This window comes from Amycolatopsis vancoresmycina (genome assembly GCF_000716785.1).
Lineage (GTDB): Bacteria > Actinomycetota > Actinomycetes > Mycobacteriales > Pseudonocardiaceae > Amycolatopsis > Amycolatopsis vancoresmycina.
The window spans coordinates 48,520-73,584 of sequence record NZ_JNYY01000014.1; the positions used below are offsets into that span (position 1 = coordinate 48,520).

The window sequence follows — 25,065 nt, forward strand, 5'->3', positions numbered from 1 at the left end:
TGGGCGCGGTGGTGGTGCGCTTCGACGAGGAGTTGCTGAAGGACCCGGTGTGCGCGTACGCGCGGCTGCGCGCGGAAGGCCCGGTGCACCGCGCCGAGGCGCCCGACGGCTCGGCGGTCTGGCTGGTCACCGGCTACGACGACGTCCGCGCCGGCCTCGCCGACCCGCGGCTGTCGCTGGACAAGGCGCACTCGGCCACCGGGTACCGCGGGCTGGCGCTGCCGCCCGCGCTGGACCGGAACCTGCTCAACCTGGACGCGCCGGAGCACACCCGGCTGCGGCGGATCCTGGGCCGCGCGTTCACGCCGCGCCGGGTGGCGGCGTTGCGGCCGGTGGTCGAGGACATCGCGGGTTCGCTGGCCGACGCGGTGACGGGCGAGGACCTGCTCGCCGAGTTCTGCGTGCCGCTGCCCATCCGGGTGATCTGCGAGCTGCTCGGCGTCCCGCCCGCCGACGTCACGGAGTTCCGCTCGTGGACCGACGCGGTCCTGGTGCCGGCCGATCCCGGGCGGGCCCGCTCGGCGATGGGCTCGTTGTACGCGTTCCTGACGTCGCTGGCCGCGGCGAAGCGGGCGTCGCCGGGCGAGGACCTGCTGAGCGTCGTCGCGGACTCGCTGAGCGCCGACGAGATGCTGAGCGCGGCCTTCCTGCTGCTGCTCGCCGGGTACGAGAACGTCGTGCACGTGCTCGGCAACGGCCTGGCCGAGCTGCTGTCCCGCGGCCTCGCGCCGACGTCGTCCACTGTGGACGAAATGGTCCGGCACGCCTCGCCGCTGCAGCTGGCGATCCGGCGGTTCACGCGGGAGGACGTGGAAATCGGCGGGACCACGATCCCAGCCGGGGAGACGGTGATGCTGGCCGTGGCCGCCGCCCACCGCGACCCGTCGGTGTTCCCCGACGCCGACGTCTTCGATCCTTCGCGAGCCGAGAACCCGCACGTCGGGTTCGGGTTCGGGCCGCACTTCTGCCTGGGCGCGCCGCTGGCCCGGCTGGAGCTCGAAGTGGGGCTCGGCGCCTTGTTCTCGCGGTACCCGGCGATGGCGCTCGCCGTGCCGTACGCGGAGCTGGAGTGGCGCTCGGCGTTCCGGAGCCGGTCGCTGCGGGCCTTGCCGGTGCGGCTGTCCGGACGCTTCCCGCAGTCCGGAACTGTCGGTGGTGGCGGTTAGAGTCCGGTTCGTGGTGAATGTGGAGGAGACCGAGCGGGTTCCGGCCAAGCGCGTGCTGGGGCTGGCCGTGCCCGCGCTGGGGGTGCTGGCCGCCGAGCCGCTGTACGTGCTGGTCGACACGGCCGTGGTCGGTCACCTCGACGCGCTGTCGCTGGCCGGGCTCGCGCTCGGCGGCGTCGTGCTGGCCCAGGTGTCGAGCCAGCTGACGTTCCTGTCGTACGGCACGACGTCCCGCACCGCCCGGCTGCACGGCGCCGGCCGCCGGGCCGACGCGGTCCGCGAAGGCGTGCAGGCGACGTGGCTGGCGGTGTTCGTCGGGCTCGTCGTGCTGGCCGCCGGGCAGCTGCTGGCCTGGCCGATCGCGCGGGTGCTGTCGGGCAGTGACGAGATCGCCTCGGCCGCCGTGTCGTGGGTGCGGATCGCGCTGTTCGGGGCGCCGCTGATCCTGGTCACGATGGCCGGCAACGGCTGGATGCGCGGGGTGCAGGACGCCGCGAAGCCGTTGCGGTACGTGCTGGCGGGCAACGGCATCTCGGCCGTGCTGTGCCCGGTGCTCGTGTACTGGGCCGGGCTGGGCCTGGAGGGGTCGGCGATCGCGAACGTCGTCGCGCAGGTGATCTCGGCGTCGCTGTTCTTCGCGGCGCTGGTGCGCGAGAAGGTGGGTCTGCGGCCGGACTTCAAGGTGATGCTCGCCCAGCTCGGCCTGGGCCGCGACCTGGTGCTGCGCAGCCTGGCGTTCCAGGCGTGCTTCATCTCGGCGGCGGCCGTCGCGGCCCGGACGTCGACCGAGGCGGTCGGGGCGCACCAGGTGGTGCTGCAGCTGTGGACGTTCCTGGCGCTGGTGCTGGACTCGGTGGCGATCGCCGCGCAGTCGCTGGTCGGGGCGGCGCTGGGGGCGGGCTCGGCGCGGCAGGCGCGCGGGGTCGCGTCGCAGATCACCGGGTACGGGCTGCTGCTGGGGTGCTTCCTGTGCGTGCTGTTCGCGGCGTTGTCGTGGGTGCTGCCGCACGCGTTCACGTCCGACCCGGGCGTGCTGGCGGAGATCCCGCACGCCTGGTGGTTCTTCGTGGCCCTGCAGCCGATCGCGGGGGTGGTCTTCGCCCTGGACGGCGTCCTGCTCGGCGCGGGCGACGCGGCCTTCCTCCGCAACGCGACCCTCGGCAGCGCGGCCCTCGGCTTCCTCCCGCTGATCTGGGCGTCCCTCGGCTTCGGCTGGGGCCTCACAGGCATCTGGACCGGCCTCTCCCTCTTCATGCTCCTCCGCCTGGCCGCGGTCCTGGCCCGCTGGCGCTCCGGAAACTGGGCGGTGACCGGCGCCACCCGCCCGGCGTGATGCCCGCTCGATCACGCGTAATGCCCCGCCCATCACGCGTGTGACCCCGCTGAGCACGGGTGATGCCCGTTACCTGTGGGCAAAACCACCCGGGCCGCGGCTATGGTTCGAGGTTGCTTAGGCGATACAAGTAGTAGGGACGGCAGCGTGGGCGTCCTGCGCCCCAAACCGCCCAACCCTGGAGGACCCTTTGCCCGCCACCGGCCGTGCCACCGCCCGGTCCTGGCTGATCTGGCTCGCCGCCGTCACCGTCTACCTCCTCGCCGTCTTCCACCGGACGTCCTTCGGCGTCGCCGGGCTGCAGGCCGCCGAACGCTTCGGCGTCGGTGCCGCCGCGCTCGGCACGTTCACCGTCCTGCAGGTCGGCGTCTACGCCGCGATGCAGATCCCGACCGGCGTCCTGGTCGACCGCTACGGTCCCCGCCGCGTCCTCACCGTCGCCGTGCTGGTCCTCGGCGCCGGCCAGCTCCTGCTCGGCGTCGCCCACTCCTACGGCCTCGGCCTGCTCGCCCGCGGCGTACTCGGCCTCGGCGACGCGCTCACCTTCGTCAGTGTCCTGCGCCTGGTCGCCGCCCACTTCCCGGGCCGCCAGTACGCGCTCCTGACGTCGTTCACCGCCGCCGTCGGCTACATCGGCAACCTCGCCGCCACCGTCCCGCTGGCCCTCGTCCTCGACAGCGCCGGCTGGACCCCGACCTTCCTCGCGGTCGGCGCCGTCACCGTCCTCTACACCGTGGTCGTGACGCTCCGGGTCCGCGACGTCCCGGCGGGCACCCCCGAGCCCGCCCGCGAAGCCGTCCGCCCCCGCGAGCTCGCCGGCCGGGTCGCCGAGGCCTGGCGGACGCCGGGGACGCGCCTGGGCTTCTGGGTCCACTTCAGCACGATGTTCGCCCCGAACGCCCTGACGCTGCTCTGGGGCGTCCCGTGGCTGGTCCAGGGCCAGGGGCAGTCGAAGGCCACCGCGAGCGCGATGCTCACGGTGTTCGTCTTCGGCTCGATGGCGGGCGGCCCGCTGCTCGGTGGCCTGATCGGCCGCCGCCCGTCGCTGCGGATGCCGCTGGTCGGCGGCTACATCGGCGGGGCCGTGCTGGTCTGGGCGGTGCTGCTGGGCTGGCCGGGGCAGGTGCCGCTGCCGGTGCTGGTGCCCGCGTTCGCCTTCCTCGCGCTCGGCGGCCCGGCCTCGATGATCGGCTTCGCGCTGGCCCGCGACTACAACCCGCTCAGCCGCGTCGGCACGGCGACCGGCGTGGTCAACGTCGGCGGCTTCGTGGCGACGACGATCGCCGCGCTCGCGGTCGGCGTGCTCCTGCAGTGGACGGGCGGCAGCTTCCGGCTGTCGCTGCTGGCGCTGGTCGCGGTGCTGGCCTTCGGCACGGTCCGGATGCTCGTGTGGTGGCGCCGGACCCGAACGCACCTGTTCCTCGCCGAGGCCCGCGGCGAAGAGCTGCCGGTCCGCATCACCCGCCGCCGCTGGGACGCCGCCCTCCCGGAGACGCCGATCGTCGCCGCCTGATCCGGCACAACCGCGCACCCGCGGCGCTCGCAGGCGGGCACGGCCCGCGAGCCACCGGCACCCGCCAGGTGAGCGCAGGAAGGCCATCCGGGCCCGGGTAGGCGATCGCCCCCTGCCCGGCGGCAGGCGAGCGGCCTGATCGATCCGCAATCGGCGGCCAGTAGGGTTTGCCGCGTGTCGAGCCCGAAACCGCCCCGCCGTCCCGCCCCGCCTCCCGGCCTGCTCATCGTCGACAAGCCCGCCGGCATGACGTCGCACGACGTCGTCGCCCGCGCGCGGCGGATCATGGGGACCCGCAAGGTCGGGCACGCCGGCACGCTCGACCCGATGGCGACCGGCGTGCTGGTGCTCGGCATCGAGCGCGCCACCAAGCTGCTCGGGCACCTGGCCCTGGACCGCAAGACCTACCTGGCCACGCTCAGCCTCGGCAGCAGCACCACGACCGACGACGCCGAAGGCGAAGTCCTCACGACCGCGGACACGAAGCACACGACCGACGAGGCCATCGCCAACGGCGTCGAGAAGCTCACCGGCGACATCCAGCAGGTGCCCAGCGCGGTCAGCGCGGTCAAGATCGACGGCAAGCGCGCCTACGCCCGCGTCCGCGCCGGCGAGGACGTCGTCATCCCGGCCCGCCCGGTCACCGTCTACCGCTTCGACGTCCTCGCCGTCCGCCACGAGGACGACCACGTCGAGGTCGACGCCGTGGTCGAGTGCTCCTCCGGCACCTACGTCCGCGCCCTCGCCCGGGACCTCGGTGCGGACCTCGGCGTCGGCGGCCACCTGCAGGCGCTCCGGCGCACCACCGTCGGCCCCTTCACCCTCGCCAAGGCGAAAACCCTCGACCAGCTCGAAGAGCAGCCCGAACTGAGCCTCGACCTCGACGCCGCCGTCGCCGCGGCCTTCCCGAGGCGCGACCTCGACGCCGCGACGGCGAAGGCGGTCCGCCACGGCCAGCGCATCCCGGCGGCGGGCGTCGAAGGCACCTACGGGCTCTTCGGACCCGACGGCCGGGTGCTCGCACTGGCCGCCGACGAACAAGGCGTGTCCCGCGCGGTTGTCGTGTTGCTGCCCGCCTAGGGTGGGTTCGAGAGACGGGAGTGTGACGTGCTGCGGTGGCGTGGACTGGGGGACCTCCCCGGCAGCTGGGGCCGGTGCGTGGTCACCATCGGCGTGTTCGACGGTGTCCACCGCGGGCACCAGGAGCTGATCAGCCGGACGGTGGCGGCGGCGGCCGAGCGCGGCCTGCCGGGCGTGATGCTGACCTTCGACCCGCACCCGTCCGAGGTGCTGCGCCCGGGCAGCCACCCGGCCCAGCTCACGACGCTGCGGCGCAAGGCCGAGATCGTCGAGAGCCTCGGCATCGACGTCTTCTGCGTGCTGCCGTTCACCCTCGAGCTGTCCCGGCTGCTGCCGGAGGAGTTCGTGCACGAGGTGCTGGTCGACCGGCTGCACGCGGCCGCGGTGATCGTCGGCGACAACTTCACCTTCGGCGCCAAGGCGGCCGGCAACGTCGAGCTGCTGCGCACCCTCGGCCGCCGGTTCGGCTTCGCCGCGTACGGCGCCGAGCTGCAGGGCAAGGAACTGTCCCAAGAGGACCAGTCGGCCATCACCTTCTCGAGCACCTACGTCCGGTCTTGCATCGACGCCGGTGACGTCGTCGCCGCGGCCGAAGCGCTCGGCCGCCCGCACCGCCTCGAAGGCATCGTCGTGCGCGGTGTCGGCCGCGGCCACGACCTGGGCTACCCGACGGCGAACCTGTCGACGCCGCGGTTCGCCGCCGTCCCGGCCGACGGCGTCTACAGCGCCTGGTTCACCCGTTCGGCTGACCCCCAGCGCCGGCTGCGCGCGGCCGTCTCGGTGGGCACCAACCCGACGTTCTCCGGGCGCGAGCGGACCGTCGAGGCGTTCGTCCTCGACGTCGACGAGGACTTCTACGGCCAGCACGTGGCCATCGACTTCGTGACGCGGCTGCGCGACCAGGTGCGCTTCGCCGACTCGGCCGGGCTCGTCGCGCAGATCGACGACGACGTGGTGGCGACGAGAAAGGCACTCGAACTGCCCCCGGACGCCCTGACCGGGGACGAATAGGGGATTACGCGTTCACGCACGTGACAGCGATGGCAAGATGCCTACCGGACTGTGCACGGGGTTTAGGGGAGCGGAACTGGTGGAGGACCACAAGATCGTCCAGCGGAACATCGCGTTGCAGCGCGAGTGGTACGGGGAGCCGCTCGGCGACCGCGTGCGCCGGCTCGTCGTCGCGTTCGACGTTTCGCAGGCGTTCCTGGCCGAAGTCCTCGGGATCAGCGCCCCCATGCTCAGCCAGGTGATGAGCGGGCGGCGGGCGAAGATCGGCAACCCGGTGGTGCTGGCCAGGATGATCATGCTCGAGCGCAAGATCCTGGTGCCCGAGGTCGCCGCGGGCAACCGCGAGGCGATGCTGGCCGCGATGGAGGACGTCCGCGACTCCCGGCCCACCGTCGGCCGCGACAACATCCCGGTGGTCAACGAAGACCAGAAGGTCCTCGCCTACCTGCGCGACCTGGCCGAGGACGAGGACCTGGGCGAGGCCGCCAAGCGCCTCGACGACGAGTTCCCGGCCATCGCCGACCTGCTCCGCCGGGCGGGCAACGGCTCCTGATGCCGGTCCTGTTCAGCGCGCTGCTGCCGCCGGACGACGTCCGCGAGGCGATCGCCGGCGCCCTGGGCGAGCCGGACGGCCTCCGCTGGGAGCCGCCGGAGCGCTGGCACATCACCCTCGCCTACTACGGGCCGGACGACGTCGAGACCCGCGCCGCCTGGCTGGGCGAGCGGCTGGCCGGCCGCCCGGCCGTCGACGTCCGGCTGGAAAAGGCCGCGACGTTCCCCGGGGTGCTGTGGTTGACTGTCGCCGGACCGGAGCTGACGCCGCTCGCGCACGCCGCGGGCGCCGGCGCCGAACCGAGGCCCTACCGGGCCCACCTGACGCTCGCGCGGTTCCCCCGGGAAGAACCCGGGCTCGCCGGGCGTTGGACCAGGCGTCTCGCGAACTTCACGAGCCGGTGGTGGCCTGCCACCGAGGTGGCGCTGATGACCAGCGAGCGTGCGCCGGGTGGTCCCCGGTACCGGGTGGCCAGGGCCTTCGCGCTGGACCGCGGCTGAAGAGCCTGTTCAGCGGGCTGGTAACCTCAACGATCGGGTCCGGCTGCAGTCCGTGGCGGCCGTGACCGTCTTCCCGGCGTGCATCCACGTCCGGGGCCGCACGGCACTGATTATCTGCGAGGAGCAACACAAGTGGCGCTGTCCACCGAAGAGAAGAAGTCGATCCTGGCCGAGTACGGCGTGCACGACTCGGACACCGGATCCCCCGAGGCCCAGGTGGCGCTGCTCACCAAGCGCATCGTCGGCCTCACCGAGCACCTCAAGGCTCACAAGCACGACCACCACTCGCGTCGCGGGCTCCTGCTGCTGGTCGGCCGTCGCCGCCGGCTGCTGAACTACGTGATGAAGGTGGACATCGAGCGTTACCGTGCGCTGATCCAGCGCCTCGGCCTGCGCCGATAGCTTTACCCGAGGGGGAGTGACCACAGGTCGCTCCCCCTCGCCACAAACGGCGCGAGCGCGCCCGAGGGTCCGTCCGCCGGTCCTCGGTAGTGGTTCCCGGGAAGCGTCCCGGGAGCTTCGATCGAAGACCGGCCTCATTCCTCGAGCGTCCTCAGGCGAAACGGGTCCCAGGGTGGGAGACTCGCGCCAGTAGAAGGAACTAAAGAGGAGACACACCCTATGACCGACTCCACCGGAGTCACCGTGCACGAGACCGAAGCCGTCATCGACAACGGCCGGTTCGGCACCCGCACCGTCCGCTTCGAGACGGGCCGGCTGGCCCGCCAGGCCGCCGGCGCCGTCGTCGCGTACCTCGACGAAGAGACCATGCTGCTCTCGGCGACGACCGCGTCGAAGCACCCGAAGGAGCACTTCGACTTCTTCCCCCTGACCGTCGACGTCGAAGAGCGCATGTACGCCGCGGGCCGCATCCCGGGCGCGTTCTTCCGCCGCGAGGGCCGCCCGTCGACCGACGCGATCCTCACCGCCCGCCTGATCGACCGCCCGCTGCGCCCGTCGTTCGCCGACGGCCTCCGCAACGAGATCCAGGTCGTCATCACCGTCCAGAGCCTCAACCCGGACGACCCGTACGACGTGCTGGCGATCAACGCCGCTTCGGCGTCGACCCAGATCGCGGGCCTGCCGTTCTCGGGCCCGGTAGGCGGCGTGCGCGTCGCCCTGATCGAGGGCCAGTGGGTCGCGTTCCCGACCTGGTCGCAGCTGGAGAAGGCGACCTTCAACATGGTCGTCGCCGGCCGCATCGTCGGTGACGACGTCGCGATCATGATGGTCGAGGCCGAAGGCACCGAGCACACGCTCGACCTGATCGCCGCCGGTGGCACCGCGCCGGACGAGGTCGCGGTCGCCGCGGGCCTCGAGGCCGCGAAGCCGTTCATCAAGTCGCTGTGCGAGGCGCAGCAGCGCCTGGCTGCCGAGGCCGCCAAGCCGACCGGCGAGTTCCCGGTCTACCCGGCCTACCAGCCGGACGTCTACGAGGCCGTCGCGGCGATCGCCACCGACGACCTGGCCCGCGCGCTGCAGATCGCCGGCAAGCAGGACCGCGACGCCGCGACCGACGAGGTCAAGGCCGCCGTCATCGAGAAGATCGGCCTGGGCGAGGGCGAAGCCTTCGAAGGCCGTGACAAGGAGATCGGCGGGGCGTTCAAGGCCCTGACGAAGAAGATCATGCGCCAGCGCGTCCTCACGGAGAAGATCCGCATGGACGGCCGTGGCCTCACCGACATCCGGTCGCTCGCGGCCGAGGTCGCGGTGATCCCGCGGGCGCACGGCTCGGCGCTGTTCGAGCGCGGCGAAACCCAGATCCTGGGCGTCACCACGCTGAACATGCTGCGCATGGAGCAGCAGATCGACTCCCTTTCGCCGGAGACGACGAAGCGCTACCTGCACCACTACAACTTCCCGCCCTTCTCCACCGGTGAGACCGGCCGCGTCGGTTCGCCGAAGCGCCGCGAAATCGGCCACGGCATGCTCGCCGAGCGCGCCCTGGTGCCGGTGCTGCCGAAGCGGGACGAGTTCCCGTACGCGATCCGCCAGGTCTCCGAGGCGCTGGGTTCCAACGGCTCGACGTCGATGGGCTCGGTCTGCGCGTCCACCATGGCGCTGTACAACGCCGGCGTGCCGCTGAAGGCGCCGGTCGCGGGCATCGCGATGGGCCTGGTCTCCGACGAGGTCGACGGCGAGACCCGGTACGTGGCGCTGACCGACATCCTCGGCGCCGAAGACGCCCTCGGTGACATGGACTTCAAGGTCGCCGGCACCAAGGACATCATCACCGCGCTGCAGCTCGACACGAAGCTCGACGGCATCCCGTCGGAGGTCCTCGCGGCCGCGCTGAAGCAGGCGAAGGACGCCCGCAGCACCATCCTCGAGGTCATCGCCGAGGCGATCGACGGCCCGGACGAGATGAGCCCGTTCGCGCCGCGCGTCACCTCCGTGAAGATCCCGGTCGACAAGATCGGCGAGGTCATCGGCCCGAAGGGCAAGATGATCAACTCGATCACCGAGGAGACCGGCGCCGACATCTCCATCGAGGACGACGGCACGATCTACGTGGGCGCGGCCGACGGCCCGTCGGCGGAGGCGGCGATCGACAAGATCAACGCCATCGCCAACCCGCAGCTGCCCAAGGTCGGCGAGCGCTTCCTCGGCACCGTGGTGAAGACGGCCGCGTTCGGCGCGTTCGTCTCGCTGCTGCCGGGCAAGGACGGCCTGGTGCACATCTCCAAGCTGGGCAACGGCAAGCGGATCGCCAAGGTCGAGGACGTGGTCAACGTGGGCGACAAGCTCCGCGTCGAGATCGCCGACATCGACAACCGCGGCAAGATCAGCCTGATCGTGGTCAAGGAAGACGACGCGAAGCCCGCCGAGGGCGACGCGCCGGCTGCCGACGCCGAGAAGGCCGAAGCCAAGTAGGACGCAAGTTCCGCCGAAGGCCTCCTGATCCGCCCGGTGCAAGTTGTCGTGAGTGGTAAGGCGAGTTAGAACTCGCCTTACCACTCACGACCCCGGCGGCAGGGGGCCTTCGCGGCATCGTGAGTAAGGAACCCATGGCACGGCAGGTTTCCGGGCACGAGCAGCCCGTCGGCACCACCCGCACGCTGGAGTCCACTTCGGACGGTGCGGTCGTCAAGCGCAGTGTTCTCCCCGGTGGCCTGCGGGTGATCACCGAGCACGTCCCCGCGTCGCGCTCGGCCACGGTCGGGCTGTGGGTCGCCATCGGCTCCCGCGACGAGCCGGCCGCCGTCGCCGGCGCCGCGCACTACCTCGAGCACCTGCTGTTCAAGGGCACGAAACACCGTGACGCCACGCAGATCGCCGAGGAGATCGACGCGGTCGGCGGCGAGTTCAACGCCTTCACGGCGAAGGAACACACCTGCTACTACGCGCAGGTGCTCGACGCCGACCTCCCGCTCGCCGTGGACCTGGTCACCGACGTCGTGTTCGACGCGCTGTGCACCGACCGCGACATGGACATGGAGCGCAGCGTCGTCCTCGAAGAGATTTCGATGCGCGACGACGACCCCGAAGACCTGCTGCACGAAACGTTCGTGACGGCGATCCTCGGCGACCACCCGCTCGGCCGCCCGGTGCTCGGCACCGAGAAGTCGATCATCGAGATGTCGCCGGCGGCGTTGCGGAACTTCTACAAGCGCCGCTACACGCTGCCGCGGATGGTCCTGTCCGTCGCCGGGAACATCGACCACAACCAGGTGCTGCGCCTGGTCCGCAAGGCCCTCGGCGAGCGGCTGGCCGGCACCGCGACGCCGGTCGCGCCGCGCGAGGGCCGCGCCCGGATCAAAACGCTCCCGAAGCTGGCCCTGCACACCGACGACACCGAGCAGGCGCACGTCATGCTCGGCCTGCGCTCGCTGTCGCGCCACGACGACCGCCGCTTCGCGCTGTCGGTGCTCAACGCGGCCCTCGGCGGCGGCATGAGCTCCCGGCTGTTCCAGGAGATCCGCGAGCAGCGCGGGCTGGCCTACCAGGTGTACTCGTCGGTCGCGAGCTACGCCGACACCGGGCACATGGCCGTGTACGCGGGCTGCCAGCCCGAAAAGCTCGGCGACGTCGCCGGCGTCATCCGCGAGGTGCTCGACAAGGTCGGCGTCGACGGCCTGACCGACGCCGAGGTGGCCCGCGCCAAGGGCCAGCTGCGCGGCGGGCTGGTGCTGGGCCTGGAGGACACGTCGTCGCGGATGTCGCGGATCGGCAAGAACGAGCTCAACTACGGCCGCTACCTGGGCGTCGACGACACGATCGCCCGCATCGACGCGGTGACCACCGACGACGTGTGTGCGCTCGCTCGCACTTTGTTCGCGCGGCCGGGCGGGGTCTCGGCGGCGGCGGTCGTCGGGCCGTACGCTCACGCCGACGACCTTCCGGACGACCTGCACGAGGTGATCGCTTCATGACCATCAACGTCGGTGTGCTCGGCGCCCGCGGCCGCATGGGCGCGACGGTGGTGAAGGCCGTCGAAAACGCGGGCGACATGAAGGTCGTCGCGGCGCTGGACGCGGGCGACGACTTCGCGGCGCTGGCCGACGCCCAGGTGGTCGTCGACTTCACCCACCCCGAGGCCGTCATGGGCAACCTGAAGTACCTGGTGGAGCACGACATCCACGCGGTCGTCGGCACCACCGGCTTCAGCGAAGAGCGCCTGGCGCAGCTGCGCGCGCTGCTGGCGCCGAAGCCCTCGCTGGGCGTGCTGATCGCTCCGAACTTCGCGCTTGGCGCGGTTCTCGCGATGCGGTTCGCGGCCCAGGCGGCGAAGTTCTACGCGTCGGCGGAGATCATCGAGCTGCACCACAACCGCAAGGCCGACGCGCCTTCGGGCACCGCCGCGCACACCGCCCGGATGATCGCGGAGGCGCGCGCCGAAGCGGGCGTGACGCCGGGTCCGGACGCGACGACGTCGGAGCTGGACGGCGCCCGCGGCGCCTCGGTCGAGGAGGTCCGGGTGCACTCGGTCCGGCTGCCGGGCCTGGTCGCGCACGAGGAGATCCTGTTCGGCGGCGAAGGGGAGACCCTGACCATCCGCCACGACTCCCTCGACCGGACGTCCTTCATGCCGGGCGTGCTGCTCGGCGTGCGCGAAGTGCTGAAGCGGCCCGGCCTGACGGTCGGCCTGGAAAACGTCCTCGACCTGTGAGGGCCCGCAATGTCGCGCTGCTGCTGACGGCGGCGCTGGTCGTCTACCTGGTCCTGCTGGCGGACCGGGCGTTCGCGCTGTTCAAGACGGGCACGGGCGCCGGCATCGCGCTGGGCGCCGGTGTGCTGCTGCTGCCGTTGCTCGGCCTCTGGGTCGTCGTCGTGACCTGGCGCAACGGCCTGCAGATCCAGCGCCTGTCGCGGCGGCTGGACGCCGAGGGCGCGCTCCCGGACGTCTCGGACCTCCCGCGCCGTCCGTCGGGCCGGGTGGACCGCGACGCGGCCGACGCCTGGTTCGGGCTGCGCCGCGCGGAGGTCGAGGCGGACCAGGAGAACTGGCGGGCCTGGTACAAGCTCGCGTACGCCTACGACATCGCGGGCGACCGGCGGCGGGCGCGCGAGACGATGCGGAAGGCCATCGAGCTGGAAGCCGCCTCACGTGCCGAGTAGGTCCGGCGCGAAGATCTCCTCGATCCGCCACCGCCGCGAGGACAGGCCCTGCTCGTGGTGGTACCGCAGGTAGGTGTCGAGCGCGGAGCGGTTGGCCGCGATGCCGTAGGGCCACCAGTCTTCGCCGAACTCGGCGAGGGTGTCGTCGACCAGCGCGTTCGCCCACGGCAGCATGGTCTGCACCTGGTAGAGCCGCCGGCCACGGCGGTAGCGCTCGGCCGCGGCGTCCTTCGCGGCTTCGAACATCGTGTAGACGCGGCGGGCCAGGCCGGGGTCGCCGGCCAGGAGGTCCCGCCGGACGACGACGGTGTGCATGATCGGGAAGATCCCGGTGCGGCGGTGGTAGTCGCGTTCCCGCGCCGGGAAGTCCGGGAAGAGCCGCGCGACGTCCGGGGCGCCGTCGAGCACGCACTGCGGGACGTTCGCGGAGAACAGCACGTCGATCTCCCCGCCGGCGAGCATGTCGTTCAGGGTCCGCGGCCCGGCTGTTCTGACGTCGACGGTGCCGGGGTGCGGGTGCGGGATGAAGCCGAAGGGTTCGGCGGGGTGTTCGAGGCCGCCGATCACCCAGCGGTTCGCCTCGGGCCGGAACCCGTGCTCGTCCATCAGGATCCCCTTGGCCCAGACGCCCGAATCCTGTCCGTAGGTGCCGAACTCGCCGATGGTCCGGCCGGTGAGGTCGCCCGGACCGGTGATCCCCGAACGCGTGTTGACGAAAACGCACGAATGCCGGAAGACGCGGTTGGGGAAGATCGGCAGCGCCACGAACGGGGTGCCTTCTTCGAGCAGCCGCAGGTAGAACGTCAGGCCGAGCTCGGCGACGTCGAAATCGCCCCTGATCGCCCGTTCGAAGATCTCGGGCAGGGTAGCGGCGGTTTCCACGGTGCCGGCCAGGTCGCGGGTCGTGTCGTAGGTGAAGGTGCCGATGCGCATGCTCCCGATCATCGGCGCGCGCGGACCGGGGCGTCCAAGACCGGTTGCGGCAACTCGATACCGTGGGGGTATGGACTTGCGGGTGCTCCGCTACTTCGTCGCGGTGGCCGAGGAACGGCACATCGGCCGGGCGGCGGACCGGCTGCACATGGCGCAGCCGCCGCTCAGCCGCGCGGTGCGCGGGCTGGAGGACGAGCTGGGCGCGACGCTGTTCGAGCGCACGCCCAAGGGCGTCACGCTCACCGGCGCGGGCGCGGTGTTGTACGACGAAGCTGTCGCGCTGCTGGCGCAGGCCGGCCGCATCCGCGACCGGGTGACCGCGGCGGCGGGCGCGGCGACGCTGACGGTCGGCACGCTGGCCGACGCCGCCGAGCACGTCGGCGCCCGGCTGGTTTCGCTGTTCCGCTCGCGCCACCCGCACGTCGACGTGCGCGTGCACGAGACCGACCTCGCCGACCCGACGGCCGGTCTGCGCACCGGCCTGGTCGACGTGGCACTGACCCGCACCCCGTTCGAGCCGGCGGGCATCGGCGTCCACGTGCTGCGCCGGGTCCCAATCGGTGTGGTGCTGCGCGACGACGACCCGCTCGCGAACCTGGCCGCGGTGTCGACGGCCGAGCTGGCCGGACGCCGCTGGGTCCGCCTCCCGGACGGCACCGACCCGCGCTGGACGGCCTACTGGACGGGCGGCCCGGCTGCCGAGGGCGCTCCGGTCGTGCGGACGGTCCAGGAGTGCCTGCAGGCGGTGCGGTGGAACGGCACCGCGGCCCTCGCGCCGGTCGACCAGCCGTTGCCGCCGGGGCTGTGCGTGGTTCCGGCCTCGGACCGCCCGCCGAGCGAGCTCGTGGTGGCGTGGCCGAAGGCGGGACGGAGTCCCCTGGTCCGCAGCTTCGTGCGCATCGCCGCGGAGGTCGAACGGTGACGGTGCTGCTGAAGCTCGTCCTGGCGCCACTGCTGGTGGTGGGCTCGTCGCTGGCCGGCCGGCGCTGGGGGCCCGGCCTGACCGGGCTGCTGGTCGCGATGCCGGTCGTCGCGGGGCCGATCCTGCTGATCACGTACCTGGACCACGGCCCGGAGTTCGTCGCCCGGGCGGCGTCGGCGTCGCTGCTGGGGCTGGTGTCGCTGGCCGCGTTCGCGGTGGTGTTCGCGCGGGTGTCCCGGGCGCGCGGCTGGGCGGGCACGGTGGTGGTCGGCTGGCTCTTGTGCCTGGCTTTGGACCTGGCGTTGTCGTTCGCGCCGGTGCCGGTGTGGGTGGCGCTCGGGCTGGCGTGGGCGGCGGCCTGGGCGGGGATCCGGTCGCTGCCGGCGGCGGGGGAGGCCGGGCCGGTGACGTTGCCGTGGTGGGACCTTCCGGCGCGCGCGGTCGCGACGGCGGTCCTGGTGGTGGTCCTGACGGCCGCGGCGGGACGGCTCGGCCCGGACCTGACCGGCGTGCTGGCGCCGTTCCCGATCGGGACGAGCGTGGTGGCGGTGTTCGCGCTGGCCCAGGGCGGGGCGCCGGCGGCCGCCGCGACCATGCGGGGGGTGCTGCGCGGGCTGGGTGGGTTTTCGGTGTTCTGTTTCCTGGTGGCGGTGCTGGCCGAGCCGATCGGCGGGTGGGCTTTCGTGGTGGCGGTGGCCGGGACCGGGGTGTGGCAATTCGCTGGTCGTTGTCGTTCGTGCGCGATGACAGCTCTTAGCTCTTAGATCTAACATTTCAGTTTCCCGGCGACCCAGCGACTTAGTGATCCAGCGACTCAATGATCCGGCGACCCAGTGGCCGGGCGACCCAGTGACCCAGCAGCCGGCGGCCCTGCCATCGACGGGTGCGCCGCGGCTTCTCTCGCTGAGGCCGTCGGCGTGCGCCACACGAGAGCCCGTCCCCTCGGCGGCCTCACCGTCTCCCGCTCCGCCCCGATCTCAGTGGTGCAGCCAGCCCGCGAAGACCGCGGGTGAAGCCGCTATCAAACTGAAGCGGATCCACCTTCCCGCCAGCCCGGTCGTCAGGAAGGTCGCGAGCCGCATCCGCACCAGGCCCGCCAGCACGCTCGTCGCCATGAACGGCGGCAGGCCCACCAGGGAACTCACCCCGTAGGTCCCGGCCATCCAGTGCGGGTGCCGGTGGCAGCGTTCGCGCAGCCGTTCCACCCACCCGCGGACCCGCTTGGTCCGCAGCTGCCAGCGCACCCGCCGGGGCGTCATCGGGCGCTCGCGGTGCAACCGGTCGTGCAGCGGCTTCGGCAGCTTGATCGTCCCGCGGGCCGCCAGGTAGTACAGCGTCTTGCCGGCGATCTGCCCGACCGCCACCGCCGCCCCGAGCCACAGCCAGTGCAGCCCCGGCTGGCTCGCGCACAGCCCCAGCAAGAACACTTCGGCGTTGATCAGCGGCACGATGGCCGAACCGAACGCGACGCCCAGCGTCAGCAGGATCCAGCTCATCGTGTCACCTCCTGAAAAGCTCTCGCGTTCTTCCAAGTTATCAGTTCGAGATCTCCGCGCACGGGGGTTGACCCCCCTCTTCGGCGGGTGGTCCGCACCAGAAGATCACTTGCCCGACGGCTGCCGGTCACCTCCCGCCGGAACACTGGCGGGGTGGCCGCCGAGCAACCCCGTACGCCCGCTGACCGATTCGGCGCCCTCTGCCGGACCGTCGTGCGCTTCCTGCCACTGGGGTTGTCGCGGATCGTGGCGCCGACGTTTCTCGGCTTCTGCCTCATCAACGGGTTCACCTTCGGCGTCGACCTCGGGCTGCTGACCGTCTTCCACGGCGTGCTCGGCTGGCCGGTGTGGCTGGCGATCACACTGGCGTACGTCTGCGCGTTCGGGCTGAGCTTCGCGCTGAACCGGACGTTCAACTTCCATTCCCACGCCGCCGTCGGGCGCCAGCTCGTGCTCTACATCGTGGCGATTGCGGTCAACTACGCGGCGTTCCTGCTGGGGGTGGGGGCGGGGCTGACGGCGCTGGGCATCGAATACCACGTCTCGCGGGTGCTCGCGGGCGCGTGCGAAGGCGTGTTCATGTACGCCGTGATGCGGTGGGTGATCTTCCGGGACTCAGGCCAGGGACAGGTCGAGGGTGCCGGTGAGCCGGACCTCGCGGACGGTGCGTTCGCCGGTGTCGAGGGTGCGGACGGTGCCGTCGGGGTTCCAGCCGGCCCGCCGGTAGAACCCGAGGGAGGCGTGGTCGCCCTGGGCGACCCAGGCGATGCCGCGGGAGGCCCCGTCGGCCCGCAGGCCCGCGGCGGCGGTCGCGAGTAGCCGCCCGGCGTGCCCGCGCCGGCCCCACCGCGGCTCGACGAGCAGGGTGGCGATCAGGCCGGTGGTGCCGGCGTCGTCGGGCAGGCTCCCGTCAGCCTGGGCGACCTCGTCTTCGGGCGCGCGGCCGGCGACGCAGAAGCCGACGGTGAATTCGCCTTCGGTGGCGAGGTAGACCTGGCTGCCGGGGTAGTCGATGGTCTCAGCCCAGGTCCCGGCCAGGTCGGTGGCGTCGAGCTGGGCGAGGGCCTGTTTGCCGAGCAGGTCCTCGTAGGCGGCGTGCCAGGTTTCGCGCTGGATGCGGGCGATCTCCGCGGCGTCGGACAGATCGGCGGGACGGACGGCGGCGTCGCTCATGGGTCGTGAATCTACTGGTGCGCGTTTTTGTCGGTGGTGGGTGGCACCATGAGCTCACCATGCAAACGATCAGCGTCTCGACGGCCCGGAAGACGTTCCTGGCCGCACAGGGCTTCACCGACCCGCGTCCCTCCGGCGTGCCTTCGCGCCAGCACCTGAAACGGGTGCTGTCGAGAGTCCAGCTGCTGCAGCTGGACTCGGTGAACGTGGCGGTCCGGGCGCACTACATGCCGGTGTTCTCGCGACTGGGTTCGTACGACCCGGCGATGCTCGACGCGGCGGCGTGGGCGAACTCGGCCCGTCGCCCGCGGATGCTGGTGGAGACCTGGGCGCACGAGGCGAGCCTGCTCCCGATCGAGGACTGGCCCCTGATCCGCTCGGGCGCGAAGCGCGACGGCTGGTGGCGGCACTACGGGCCGTTGATCGAGAAGTCGCCGGGCCTGGTGGACGAAATCCTGTCGGTGGTGAAGGAGCTGGGCCCGATCGGCGCGGGCGGCATCGAGCGTGCGGTGGAGGCGGACGCCCAGCGGCGCGGCCCCGGCTCGTGGTGGGAGCGGTCGGAGGTCAAGCGCGTCTGCGAGTACCTGTTCGGCATCGGCCAGCTGACCACGGGCACGCGTCGCTCCTTCGAGCGTCTCTACGACCTCACCGAGCGAGTCGTCCCACCGGAGATCCTGTCCCGCTCGGTCTCGGCGGAGGAGGGCGCGCGGGGCCTGATCTCACGATCGGCGCGGGCGTTGGGCGTGGCGACGGAGACGGACTTGCGCGACTACTACCGCCTCGGCCCGGCCCCGGCCCGCCAGGCGGTGGCGGAGCTGGTGGAGGCGGGAGAGCTGGAGCCGGTCACGGTCCGCGGCTGGAAACAGGTGGCGTACCGGCACACGGCGGCCCGGACCCCGCGGTCGGTCTCGGGCCGGGCCCTGCTGTGCCCGTTCGACCCGCTGATCTGGGAGCGAGCCCGCACGGAGCGGCTGTTCGGGTTCCACTACCGGATCGAGATCTACGTCCCGGAGCCGAAGCGGGTGTACGGGTATTACGTGTTCCCGTTCCTCCTGGACGGCGAGCTGGTGGCACGGGTGGATCTGAAGGCCGACCGCGTGGCGGGCGTGCTGCGGGTCCAGGGAGCGTTCGCGGAGGAGGGCGTGGACGTGGCCCGGGTGCTACCCGAGCTGGCGGCAGAGCTGCGGCACATGGCGGAGTGGCTGGGGTTGTCGGGCGTGGTCGTGGGGGAGCGGGGTGAACTGGCGGCCCCGCTGGGGAAGCTGGTCGGCTCGACCACGATCTGAATTCTGCACGGCATCATCTTCGTCACAAAACCCGGCGCCTGATGAAGACGGCGAGCCGGTCGTGTCACCCATGCCTGCTTTCGGGTCCGGAGGGAATCGAGATTCCGGTCAATTCCCAACCATCGATTCGGGCGGGGTGACTTATTGTCGGAGTCGTCCGAGCTGCGCCCGCCGCCCGGCAAAAAATCAAACCTGATTTTTTCACCGCAATCAGCGCCCATGATCTCTTGTGGGCCGAGCCGTGGCTCGTGAGCATATTACTGTGGCCGCATTTGAGGATCTTTTTTCCTGGCTGTTGACAACGCACTTGATCGACCGCTGCAATGCGCACGGCCGACGGCCTCGTGGTGGTTGAGATCAATTGAAGAGGATGGGTGCCATGGCGTATCAGACAGCCCTGGTTGGTCCGATTGTGTATCATCAGGACAATTCAGGGGTGAACACCGACACGACGGTGTCGATCGAATACCGGCCCGAGCAATACGGTGCCCCGGACGGGGCTCGCATCATCCCGGGCACGGTCACCCAGGGGTACACGGTGTTTCGTGGTCTCGCGTACGTGCAGAACGTGAAGATCACCGAAACCAGCATCGAGTTCGAGGTGTTCTCCCAGGCGGCCGGTGGATTCCCGTTCGGTCACCACAGCGGCTCCATCAGCGTGTCCACGAGCTTCCAGTGGTATCTCGAGGCCTGAGAAACGCTGTCGGATCTTCGGCAGCGGGCGGATTCGCCGGAGCACTTGCTCGGGTATTCCACGCGAACGGGCCGTTCCCGGCACCCCCGCACCGGAAACGGCCCGTTCCTCCCCCTTACTCAGCCCGCCGCGCGCGTCACCACGGCGTTGCCGGTGCCCGTGCGGGCTCGGACCCTCAGCTTCGCGCCGCCCTCCGGTGCCGTGTCGGCCACGTCCAGTTCGCTGGACACCCGGCCCGCGCTGGACGTCAGGTCGACCTCGGCGGACGTTCCGCCGCGGATGCCGATCCGGACCTCGCCGGAGCCGGTGATCAGGTCGAGGCTGCCCGAGCCCGCGTCGGCCACCGACAGGTCGCCGCTGCCCGTGCGGGCCATCACCTCGCCCGATACCGCGCCCAGCCAGACGTCGCCGGTGCCGGTGGCCAGTGTTGCGGAGCCCGCGATCGACGACGCCTCGACCGGGCCGCTGCCGCTGCGCAGCTGCAGGCCGCCCAGTGTCGGGCCGAGCTTGACCGCGCCGCTGCCGGTGCGGATCGTCGCCGAGCCGTCGGCGCGCTCGAGCTTCACCTCGCCGGAGCCGGTCAGCAGGTCGACGCGGCCGGCCGAACCGGTCACCGTGACGTCCGCCGCGCCCGCCCGGACCTCGACGTGCGAGCCCGCCGGCGCGTGCACCTTCACCGCGAGGGCGGAGTTGCGCAGCTGCCACGCCTTCGGTGCGCTCACGACCAGGCGGTTGCCGAGCTTCTCGATCCGGCTCTGTCGCACCGCTTCGGCGGGGGAGGTCGCCGGGTCGACGCCCAGCTGGTCGCCGAAGCGCTCGCCGACCCAGGACAGCAGGCTGTTCACGCCCGCCACCCACGGCTGCTGCTCGCCCTGGTCGTGCCGCAGCTCCACCCGCGCGCCGGAGTCGCCGTCGAGGACGATCTCGACGCGGCCGATCGTGACGCTGACGTCGAGCTCCAGCGGCACGTCGGTCTCGAACTCGTCGATCCGGACGAGGTCGTCGGCCGGTGTGGTCTGTTCTTCGCTCATCGTCGGTTCCCCCTCAGCCTTCGACCCAGCCGTGCAGGTGCGACCCGCTGCCGCCGTCCTTGCCGTGGTGCTTGCGGCCCCCGCCGCCGAGCGCGCCGTGGCCGAGCGCGCCCTGCACCGCCTGCGAAACGAACGTGTTCAGCGAGACGCCCTGGGCGGCGGCCGCGCGCTCGGCCTGCCCCTTGATCTGTTCGACCAGCCGCAGCGTGATCCGGCTGATGTCACCGCCGTCGATCGGTGGCGGCGGTGTGGTGTCACGTGGTGTCTCGCGTGACGTCGTGTCCTCGGCGGTGCCGGTGACGACCACGCGGACGTCCCGGCCGTCGAGCCGGACGTCGACCACCTGGCCCGGCAGCGCGGCCGTGACCTCGGCGGCGAGGTCGGCGAGGGCGTTCATCAGGGTCAGCCGGACGGCGGGCTCGAGCGCGGAGGACAGCAGTGCGGCCGCCCGCCGGGTGTGCTCGTCCCCGGCGGCAGCCGTGTTCGCGAGGTCCTCGCGAAGGTTGGCGATGTACGGGGTCAGATCCATGACACCACTATGACGTCATCCGTGACGTCAGTCAAGGCGGCCGTGCTGTCACCGTGTCCCCCAGGAGTGGCCGCCCCCACGCGGTTAGGCTGCCCGGGAGCCGGGAGAAGGAGTGCTGACGTGGCCGGAACCGTGTCGCCCAGAGTGCAGCTGATCGCGAAGACCGAGTTCCTCCCGCCCGAGGACGTGCCGTGGTCGACGGATGCGGACGGCGGCGAAGCGCTCGCCGAGTTCGCCGGCCGGGCCTGCTACCAGTCGTGGAAGAAGCCGAACCCGGCCACCGCGACGAACGCCGGCTACCTCGAGCACATCATCGACGTCGGCCACCTTTCGGTGCTGGAGCACGGTTCGGTGACCTTCTACATCAGCGGCATCTCCCGGTCGCTGACCCACGAGCTGATCCGGCACCGCCACTTCTCCTACTCCCAGCTCTCGCAGCGGTACGTCCCGGAACGCAACGCCGAGTTCGTCGAGCCCGAGGTCATCGCGAACGACCCGGTGCTGCACGAGAAGTTCCTCGCCGCGACGCAGGCGAGCGTCGACGCCTACACCGAGCTGCTGGCCGGGCTCGAGGAGAAGTTCGCCGACGTCCCGACCGCGACCCTGCGCCGCAAGCAGGCCCGCCAGGCCGCCCGCTCGGTGCTGCCGAACGCGACCGAGACGCGGATCGTCGTCACGGGCAACTACCGCGCCTGGCGGCACTTCGTCGCGATGCGCGCCACCGAGCACGCGGACGTCGAAATCCGCGAGCTGGCGGTGGAATGCCTGCGGCAGCTGCAGAAAGCCGCGGCGAACGTGTTCGCGGACTTCACCATCTCGACGCTGCCGGACGGCACCGAGATCGCCACGAGCCCGAAGGTGCTGGAAGGCTGATGAAGCGACTCGCGATCGACGTCCGGCCCGGCGAGTACGCCGTCGTGCGGCTGCCCGCGGACGCCGCGGTGCCCGCGGAGCTGTTCGAGCCGGGCGAAGCGTTCGTCTCGGTGACGCGGACCCCCGAAGAGCTGTCGGTGATCTGCCCGGCCGGCCGCGAGCCGTCCGGCGCCACGGCGGCCGAGGACGGCTGGCGGCTGCTGTCGGTCCGCGGCCCGCTGGAGTTCACGCTGACCGGCATCATCGCCGCGCTCGCCTCGGAGCTGGCCGCGGCCGGCGTCGCGCTGTTCTCGATGTCGACGTTCGACACCGACCACATCCTGGTCCGAGCCACCGACCTCGGCCACGCGGTCGCGGCCCTGCGCGAGTCCGGCCACGAGGTCGCCCACGCCTGACTTTTCGGGCGCGTTCTGCTGGGTATCCGGGGACGAGGGTGGGAGTCGTCACCCTTGAAAAGCAAAGTTCGGCACGCCTAAACTCCGGTTTGGGTTCCCCGACATCCGGCGAGAGGCAGGCTTCATGGCGGTGACGGAGGCAGTCCGCCCGAGACTGGTCTCGCGGCTGCGCGCCGGTTCGGCCCTGCTCGGGCCCGCGTTCGTCGCCGCCATCGCCTACGTCGACCCGGGGAACGTCGCCGCCAACATCAGCGCCGGCGCCCGCTACGGCTACCTGCTGGTCTGGGTGATCGTCGCGGCGAACCTGATGGCCGTGCTCGTGCAGTACCTGTCGGCGAAACTGGGGCTGGTCAGCGGGATGTCGCTGCCGGAGGCGCTGCGCGGCCGCCTGTCCCGGCCCGCCCGGCTGGCCTACTGGGCCCAGGCCGAGGTCGTCGCCATCGCCACCGACCTGGCCGAGGTCGTCGGCGGCGCGATCGCCCTCAACCTGCTGTTCGACCTGCCCCTCGTCGCCGGCGGCCTGGTCACCGGCGCGGTGTCGCTGACGCTGCTGGCGGTCCAGGACCGCGGCGGCCAGCGGACGTTCGAGCGGGTCGTCACCGGCCTGCTGGCGGTGATCGCCGTCGGCTTCCTGGCGAGCCTGGTCGTCGAGCCGCCGTCGGCCGCGGCGGCGGCCGGCGGGCTGGTGCCGAGGTTCGACGGCGCGGGCAGCGTGCTGATCGCGGCGGCCATGCTCGGCGCGACGGTGATGCCCCACGCGGTCTACCTGCACTCGGGCCTGGTCCGCGACCGCCACGGCCGGCCGGACGGCGCCCGCCGCCGCCGGCTGCTGCGGGCGACCCGGGCGGACGTCGGCCTGGCGATGCTGCTGGCGGGCGCGGTGAACCTCGGCATGCTCCTGCTGGCCGCGACGAACCTCCAGGGCCAGGAGGGCGTCGACAGCATCGAGGGCGCGCACGGCGCGGTCGCGGTGGCGCTCGGCCCCGGCATCGCGTTGCTGTTCGCGATCGGCCTGCTGGCCTCGGGCCTGGCCTCGACGTCGGTCGGCGCGTACGCGGGCGCGATGATCATGCAGGGGCTGCTGCACAAGCGGATCCCGCTGGTCCTGCGCCGCCTGGTCACGCTGACCCCGGCGATCGTGGTCCTCGCCCTGGGTGCGGACCCGAGCGCGGCGCTCGTGGTGTCGCAGGTGGTGCTGTCCTTCGGCATCCCGTTCGCGCTGATCCCGCTGATCCGCCTCACGGCCGACCGCGACCTGATGGGGCCGGACGCCAACCGCCGCCCGACGACGGTCGCGGCCTCGGTGATCGCGGCGATCATCATCGCCCTCAACCTGGTCCTGATTTACCTCACTTTCGCCCGCTGAGGTTGCTTTCCCCCGCCGGGCCACGAATTCCGCGGAACCCGCGGCGCCCGGCGGCGGTCCGACTAGCATCTGCGCGACCGCCGCCAAAAGGAGCACCGTGACCGACGAACAGACCCGGCCCTACCCGCCGCAGCAGGCACCCGCCGTGCCCGGTCAGCGGGTCGTCGCGGGCCGCTACCTCCTGCTGGGCGAACTGGGCCGGGGCGGCATGGGTGTCGTGTGGCGGGCGCAAGACCAGGTCATCGGGCGGCAGGTCGCGGTCAAGGAGCTGCGGCTGCCCGACGCCGAGTCCGCCGCCGTGTTCTCCGAGCGCGCCCTGCGCGAGGTGCGCACCGGCGGGCGGCTCAACGACCCCGCCGTCGTCACCGTCTACGACGTCGTCGCCGACGGCGGGACCACCTTCATCGTCATGGAGCTGGTCGAAGCCCCGAGCCTCGCCGACCTCGTCCGGCAGCGCGGCCCGATGCCCGCCGCGCAGGCCGCGCAGCTGGGGGAGCGGGTGCTCGCCGCGCTGCAGGCGGCCCACGCCGCGGGGATCGTGCACCGGGACGTCAAGCCGGCGAACATCCTCGTCGCGCCGGACGGCCGCGTGAAGCTCACCGACTTCGGCATCGCCCACGCCGTCGACGACCCGCGGCTGACCACCAGCGGCATGATCGTCGGCTCGCCCGCCTTCATGGCGCCGGAACGCGTCGAGGGCCGCGAAGCGCTGCCCGCGTCCGACCTGTGGTCCCTCGGCGCGACGCTGTTCTTCGCCGTCGAAGGCTCGATCCCGTTCGAGCGCGCGACCACCGCCGCGACGCTGCACGCGATCATGACCGAGATCCCGTACCTGACCCGCGGCCACGGCCCGATCGCCGCCGCGATCCTCGGCCTGCTGGTCACCAACCCCGACGCGCGGCTGACCGCGCCCCAGGCCCAGAACCTGCTGACCACGGCCCAGGGCGTGCGGCCCACCCCGCCGCACGGCACCGCGATGCTCGGCGCCCCCGCACCGCAGCCGCCGGCGAAGAAGTCTCACCTCCCGCTGTGGCTCTCGGCCGCGGCCGTGCTGGTCGTGGCCGCCCTGATCGGCGGCTTCTTCGCGGGCAAGGCCTACGAGACGCCCGCCGCCGACAAGCAGAAGCAGCCGACCATGACCTACGGCGTCGGCGGTCAGCTCCGCACCGCCATCGGCGGCTACTACCGGTGCTTCAACACCCCGGTGCAGGACGGCTCGATCATCAGCGAAGAGGACAACAAGACCGAGTGCGGCAACGCGCACACGCTGGAGGTCTACGAGATCGGCAGCCTGCTTTCGGTCGAGAACTGGAGCACCGACGACGCCAAGATCGCGGCCTACCCGGGGCTGCCCGCGGTCACGGCCAGTGCCGAGGCGGCGTGCGCGACCGCGTTCCGGTCCTCGATCGTGCCCGAGACCCAGCGGGCGGACCTCACCTTCCGCGCCCTCGTCCCCACCCAGGCGGAGTGGGACGCCGCGCCGGCGAAGAGCGGCGAGGAGCCGGCGCGGGAGTTCTACTGCCTGCTCGCCCGGGCCGACGGCGGCCCCATCACCGCGCCGATCGTGACCAAGGTCAAGTAGAAGTTCCGCGACGAGCGGCCACCCCCGGGAAATCCTCCTGGTGACCAGGTCGACGCGGTTTTCGTCGGAC

25 protein-coding genes and 1 pseudogene are annotated in these 25,065 nt (G+C 71.8%); 21 read left to right on the forward strand and 5 right to left on the reverse strand.

What is annotated here, in order from left to right:
* The first annotated feature begins 8 nt into the window (after positions 1 to 8).
* From OO60_RS29395 to OO60_RS29450, 12 genes are all read left to right on the forward strand, one after another.
* Positions 9 to 1,166, forward strand: a complete 1,158-nt coding sequence (locus OO60_RS29395) for a cytochrome P450 family protein (RefSeq protein ID WP_003084017.1) — start codon at positions 9 to 11, stop codon at positions 1,164 to 1,166.
* A 13-nt stretch (positions 1,167 to 1,179) separates the two neighbouring features.
* Complete coding sequence (locus OO60_RS29400) at positions 1,180 to 2,499, forward strand: MATE family efflux transporter (protein WP_033262545.1); 1,320 nt, start codon at positions 1,180 to 1,182, stop codon at positions 2,497 to 2,499.
* A gap of 190 nt (positions 2,500 to 2,689) precedes the next feature.
* Entirely contained in the window at positions 2,690 to 4,012 is a 1,323-nt protein-coding gene (locus tag OO60_RS29405) for an MFS transporter (protein ID WP_003084023.1), read from the forward strand.
* Between the two features lie 174 nt (positions 4,013 to 4,186).
* Complete coding sequence (gene truB, locus OO60_RS29410; protein WP_081655859.1) at positions 4,187 to 5,092, forward strand: tRNA pseudouridine(55) synthase TruB; 906 nt, start codon at positions 4,187 to 4,189, stop codon at positions 5,090 to 5,092.
* 27 nt (positions 5,093 to 5,119) lie between these two features.
* Positions 5,120 to 6,103 (forward strand): bifunctional riboflavin kinase/FAD synthetase, encoded by a 984-nt coding sequence (locus OO60_RS29415; RefSeq protein WP_205624173.1) that lies wholly within the window; start codon positions 5,120 to 5,122, stop codon positions 6,101 to 6,103.
* Positions 6,104 to 6,182: 79 nt separating this feature from the next.
* Complete coding sequence (locus OO60_RS29420; RefSeq protein WP_003084028.1) at positions 6,183 to 6,656, forward strand: helix-turn-helix domain-containing protein; 474 nt, start codon at positions 6,183 to 6,185, stop codon at positions 6,654 to 6,656.
* Positions 6,656 to 7,156: an RNA 2',3'-cyclic phosphodiesterase gene (gene thpR / locus OO60_RS29425; protein ID WP_003084031.1), complete on the forward strand. Its 501-nt coding sequence runs from the start codon at positions 6,656 to 6,658 to the stop codon at positions 7,154 to 7,156. The genes OO60_RS29420 and thpR overlap by 1 nt, the downstream gene beginning before the upstream one ends.
* A gap of 132 nt (positions 7,157 to 7,288) precedes the next feature.
* Positions 7,289 to 7,558 carry a 30S ribosomal protein S15 gene (gene rpsO, locus OO60_RS29430; RefSeq protein WP_003084034.1) on the forward strand — a complete coding sequence of 90 codons (270 nt, stop codon included), beginning with the start codon at positions 7,289 to 7,291 and terminating at the stop codon, positions 7,556 to 7,558.
* 219 nt (positions 7,559 to 7,777) lie between these two features.
* Positions 7,778 to 10,030: a polyribonucleotide nucleotidyltransferase gene (locus OO60_RS29435; protein ID WP_003084037.1), complete on the forward strand. Its 2,253-nt coding sequence runs from the start codon at positions 7,778 to 7,780 to the stop codon at positions 10,028 to 10,030.
* A gap of 134 nt (positions 10,031 to 10,164) precedes the next feature.
* Positions 10,165 to 11,529, forward strand: coding sequence for a M16 family metallopeptidase (locus OO60_RS29440; RefSeq protein ID WP_003084041.1), 1,365 nt, complete (start codon positions 10,165 to 10,167; stop codon positions 11,527 to 11,529).
* Positions 11,526 to 12,266 (forward strand): 4-hydroxy-tetrahydrodipicolinate reductase, encoded by a 741-nt coding sequence (gene dapB, locus OO60_RS29445; protein ID WP_003084044.1) that lies wholly within the window; start codon positions 11,526 to 11,528, stop codon positions 12,264 to 12,266. Before OO60_RS29440 ends, dapB begins: the two co-directional genes overlap by 4 nt.
* Entirely contained in the window at positions 12,263 to 12,715 is a 453-nt protein-coding gene (locus OO60_RS29450; RefSeq protein WP_003084050.1) for a tetratricopeptide repeat protein, read from the forward strand. The genes dapB and OO60_RS29450 overlap by 4 nt, the downstream gene beginning before the upstream one ends.
* Here OO60_RS29450 and OO60_RS29455 read toward each other — a convergent pair.
* Positions 12,701 to 13,660, reverse strand: a complete 960-nt coding sequence (locus OO60_RS29455) for a substrate-binding domain-containing protein (RefSeq protein ID WP_033262546.1) — start codon at positions 13,658 to 13,660, stop codon at positions 12,701 to 12,703. The two genes, OO60_RS29450 and OO60_RS29455, sit on opposite strands and share 15 nt — an antisense overlap.
* A 58-nt stretch (positions 13,661 to 13,718) precedes the next feature.
* Here OO60_RS29455 and OO60_RS29460 point away from each other — a divergent pair, with 58 nt between their 5' ends.
* Together OO60_RS29460 and OO60_RS29465 are read left to right on the forward strand one after the other, a co-directional pair.
* Positions 13,719 to 14,570 carry a LysR family transcriptional regulator gene (locus OO60_RS29460; RefSeq protein ID WP_003084056.1) on the forward strand — a complete coding sequence of 284 codons (852 nt, stop codon included), beginning with the start codon at positions 13,719 to 13,721 and terminating at the stop codon, positions 14,568 to 14,570.
* Entirely contained in the window at positions 14,567 to 15,334 is a 768-nt protein-coding gene (locus tag OO60_RS29465) for a hypothetical protein (RefSeq protein WP_033262547.1), read from the forward strand. Before OO60_RS29460 ends, OO60_RS29465 begins: the two co-directional genes overlap by 4 nt.
* Before the next feature lie 213 nt (positions 15,335 to 15,547).
* On the opposite strand, the gene OO60_RS29470 is transcribed toward OO60_RS29465, so the two are convergent.
* On the reverse strand, positions 15,548 to 16,066 hold the full coding sequence (locus tag OO60_RS29470) for a YqaA family protein (RefSeq protein WP_003084061.1): 519 nt from the start codon (positions 16,064 to 16,066) through the stop codon (positions 15,548 to 15,550).
* Between the two features lie 246 nt (positions 16,067 to 16,312).
* Between OO60_RS29470 and OO60_RS47915 the strand changes: the two are divergent.
* Positions 16,313 to 16,663 (forward strand): annotated as a pseudogene (locus OO60_RS47915) (GtrA family protein); the annotation flags it as partial.
* 18 nt (positions 16,664 to 16,681) lie between these two features.
* Here the strand turns inward: OO60_RS47915 and OO60_RS29480 are convergent.
* Positions 16,682 to 17,239, reverse strand: coding sequence for a GNAT family N-acetyltransferase (locus OO60_RS29480; RefSeq protein WP_033262548.1), 558 nt, complete (start codon positions 17,237 to 17,239; stop codon positions 16,682 to 16,684).
* Between the two features lie 59 nt (positions 17,240 to 17,298).
* Between OO60_RS29480 and OO60_RS29485 the strand changes: the two genes are divergently transcribed.
* Positions 17,299 to 18,525, forward strand: coding sequence for a winged helix-turn-helix domain-containing protein (locus OO60_RS29485; RefSeq protein WP_033262549.1), 1,227 nt, complete (start codon positions 17,299 to 17,301; stop codon positions 18,523 to 18,525).
* A gap of 436 nt (positions 18,526 to 18,961) precedes the next feature.
* Positions 18,962 to 19,219, forward strand: a complete 258-nt coding sequence (locus OO60_RS29490; RefSeq protein WP_156081332.1) for a hypothetical protein — start codon at positions 18,962 to 18,964, stop codon at positions 19,217 to 19,219.
* A 119-nt stretch (positions 19,220 to 19,338) separates the two neighbouring features.
* Here OO60_RS29490 and OO60_RS29495 read toward each other — a convergent pair whose 3' ends face one another.
* Together OO60_RS29495 and OO60_RS29500 are read right to left on the reverse strand one after the other, a co-directional pair.
* Positions 19,339 to 20,250 (reverse strand): DUF4097 family beta strand repeat-containing protein, encoded by a 912-nt coding sequence (locus tag OO60_RS29495; RefSeq protein ID WP_033262551.1) that lies wholly within the window; start codon positions 20,248 to 20,250, stop codon positions 19,339 to 19,341.
* A gap of 13 nt (positions 20,251 to 20,263) precedes the next feature.
* The gene (locus OO60_RS29500) at positions 20,264 to 20,779 is read right to left on the reverse strand and encodes a toxin-antitoxin system HicB family antitoxin (RefSeq protein WP_033262552.1); all 516 of its coding nucleotides are present in this window, start codon (positions 20,777 to 20,779) and stop codon (positions 20,264 to 20,266) included.
* 120 nt (positions 20,780 to 20,899) lie between these two features.
* Between OO60_RS29500 and thyX the strand changes: the two genes are divergently transcribed.
* From thyX to OO60_RS29520, 4 genes are all read left to right on the forward strand, one after another.
* Positions 20,900 to 21,652, forward strand: a complete 753-nt coding sequence (thyX, locus tag OO60_RS29505; RefSeq protein WP_033262553.1) for an FAD-dependent thymidylate synthase — start codon at positions 20,900 to 20,902, stop codon at positions 21,650 to 21,652.
* A complete protein-coding gene (locus OO60_RS29510; protein ID WP_033262554.1) occupies positions 21,652 to 22,047 on the forward strand; it encodes an ACT domain-containing protein in 396 nt (131 codons plus the stop codon). The genes thyX and OO60_RS29510 overlap by 1 nt, the downstream gene beginning before the upstream one ends.
* A gap of 124 nt (positions 22,048 to 22,171) precedes the next feature.
* Positions 22,172 to 23,413 (forward strand): Nramp family divalent metal transporter, encoded by a 1,242-nt coding sequence (locus OO60_RS29515; RefSeq protein ID WP_033262555.1) that lies wholly within the window; start codon positions 22,172 to 22,174, stop codon positions 23,411 to 23,413.
* A gap of 97 nt (positions 23,414 to 23,510) precedes the next feature.
* Entirely contained in the window at positions 23,511 to 24,995 is a 1,485-nt protein-coding gene (locus OO60_RS29520) for a serine/threonine-protein kinase (RefSeq protein WP_003066315.1), read from the forward strand.
* Positions 24,996 to 25,065 lie beyond the last annotated feature (70 nt).

Coding starts and splice junctions, on each gene's coding strand:
- thpR (WP_003084031.1), top strand. CDS start 6,656: ATGCCGGTCCTGTTCAGCGCGCTGCTGCCGCCGGACGACGTCCGCGAG.
- OO60_RS29435 (WP_003084037.1), top strand. CDS start 7,778: ATGACCGACTCCACCGGAGTCACCGTGCACGAGACCGAAGCCGTCATC.
- OO60_RS29440 (WP_003084041.1), top strand. CDS start 10,165: ATGGCACGGCAGGTTTCCGGGCACGAGCAGCCCGTCGGCACCACCCGC.
- dapB (WP_003084044.1), top strand. CDS start 11,526: ATGACCATCAACGTCGGTGTGCTCGGCGCCCGCGGCCGCATGGGCGCG.
- OO60_RS29455 (WP_033262546.1), bottom strand. CDS start 13,660: ATGATCGGGAGCATGCGCATCGGCACCTTCACCTACGACACGACCCGC.
- OO60_RS29460 (WP_003084056.1), top strand. CDS start 13,719: ATGGACTTGCGGGTGCTCCGCTACTTCGTCGCGGTGGCCGAGGAACGG.
- OO60_RS29470 (WP_003084061.1), bottom strand. CDS start 16,066: ATGAGCTGGATCCTGCTGACGCTGGGCGTCGCGTTCGGTTCGGCCATC.
- OO60_RS29480 (WP_033262548.1), bottom strand. CDS start 17,239: ATGAGCGACGCCGCCGTCCGTCCCGCCGATCTGTCCGACGCCGCGGAG.
- OO60_RS29485 (WP_033262549.1), top strand. CDS start 17,299: ATGCAAACGATCAGCGTCTCGACGGCCCGGAAGACGTTCCTGGCCGCA.
- OO60_RS29495 (WP_033262551.1), bottom strand. CDS start 20,250: ATGAGCGAAGAACAGACCACACCGGCCGACGACCTCGTCCGGATCGAC.
- OO60_RS29500 (WP_033262552.1), bottom strand. CDS start 20,779: ATGGATCTGACCCCGTACATCGCCAACCTTCGCGAGGACCTCGCGAAC.
- OO60_RS29510 (WP_033262554.1), top strand. CDS start 21,652: ATGAAGCGACTCGCGATCGACGTCCGGCCCGGCGAGTACGCCGTCGTG.
- OO60_RS29515 (WP_033262555.1), top strand. CDS start 22,172: ATGGCGGTGACGGAGGCAGTCCGCCCGAGACTGGTCTCGCGGCTGCGC.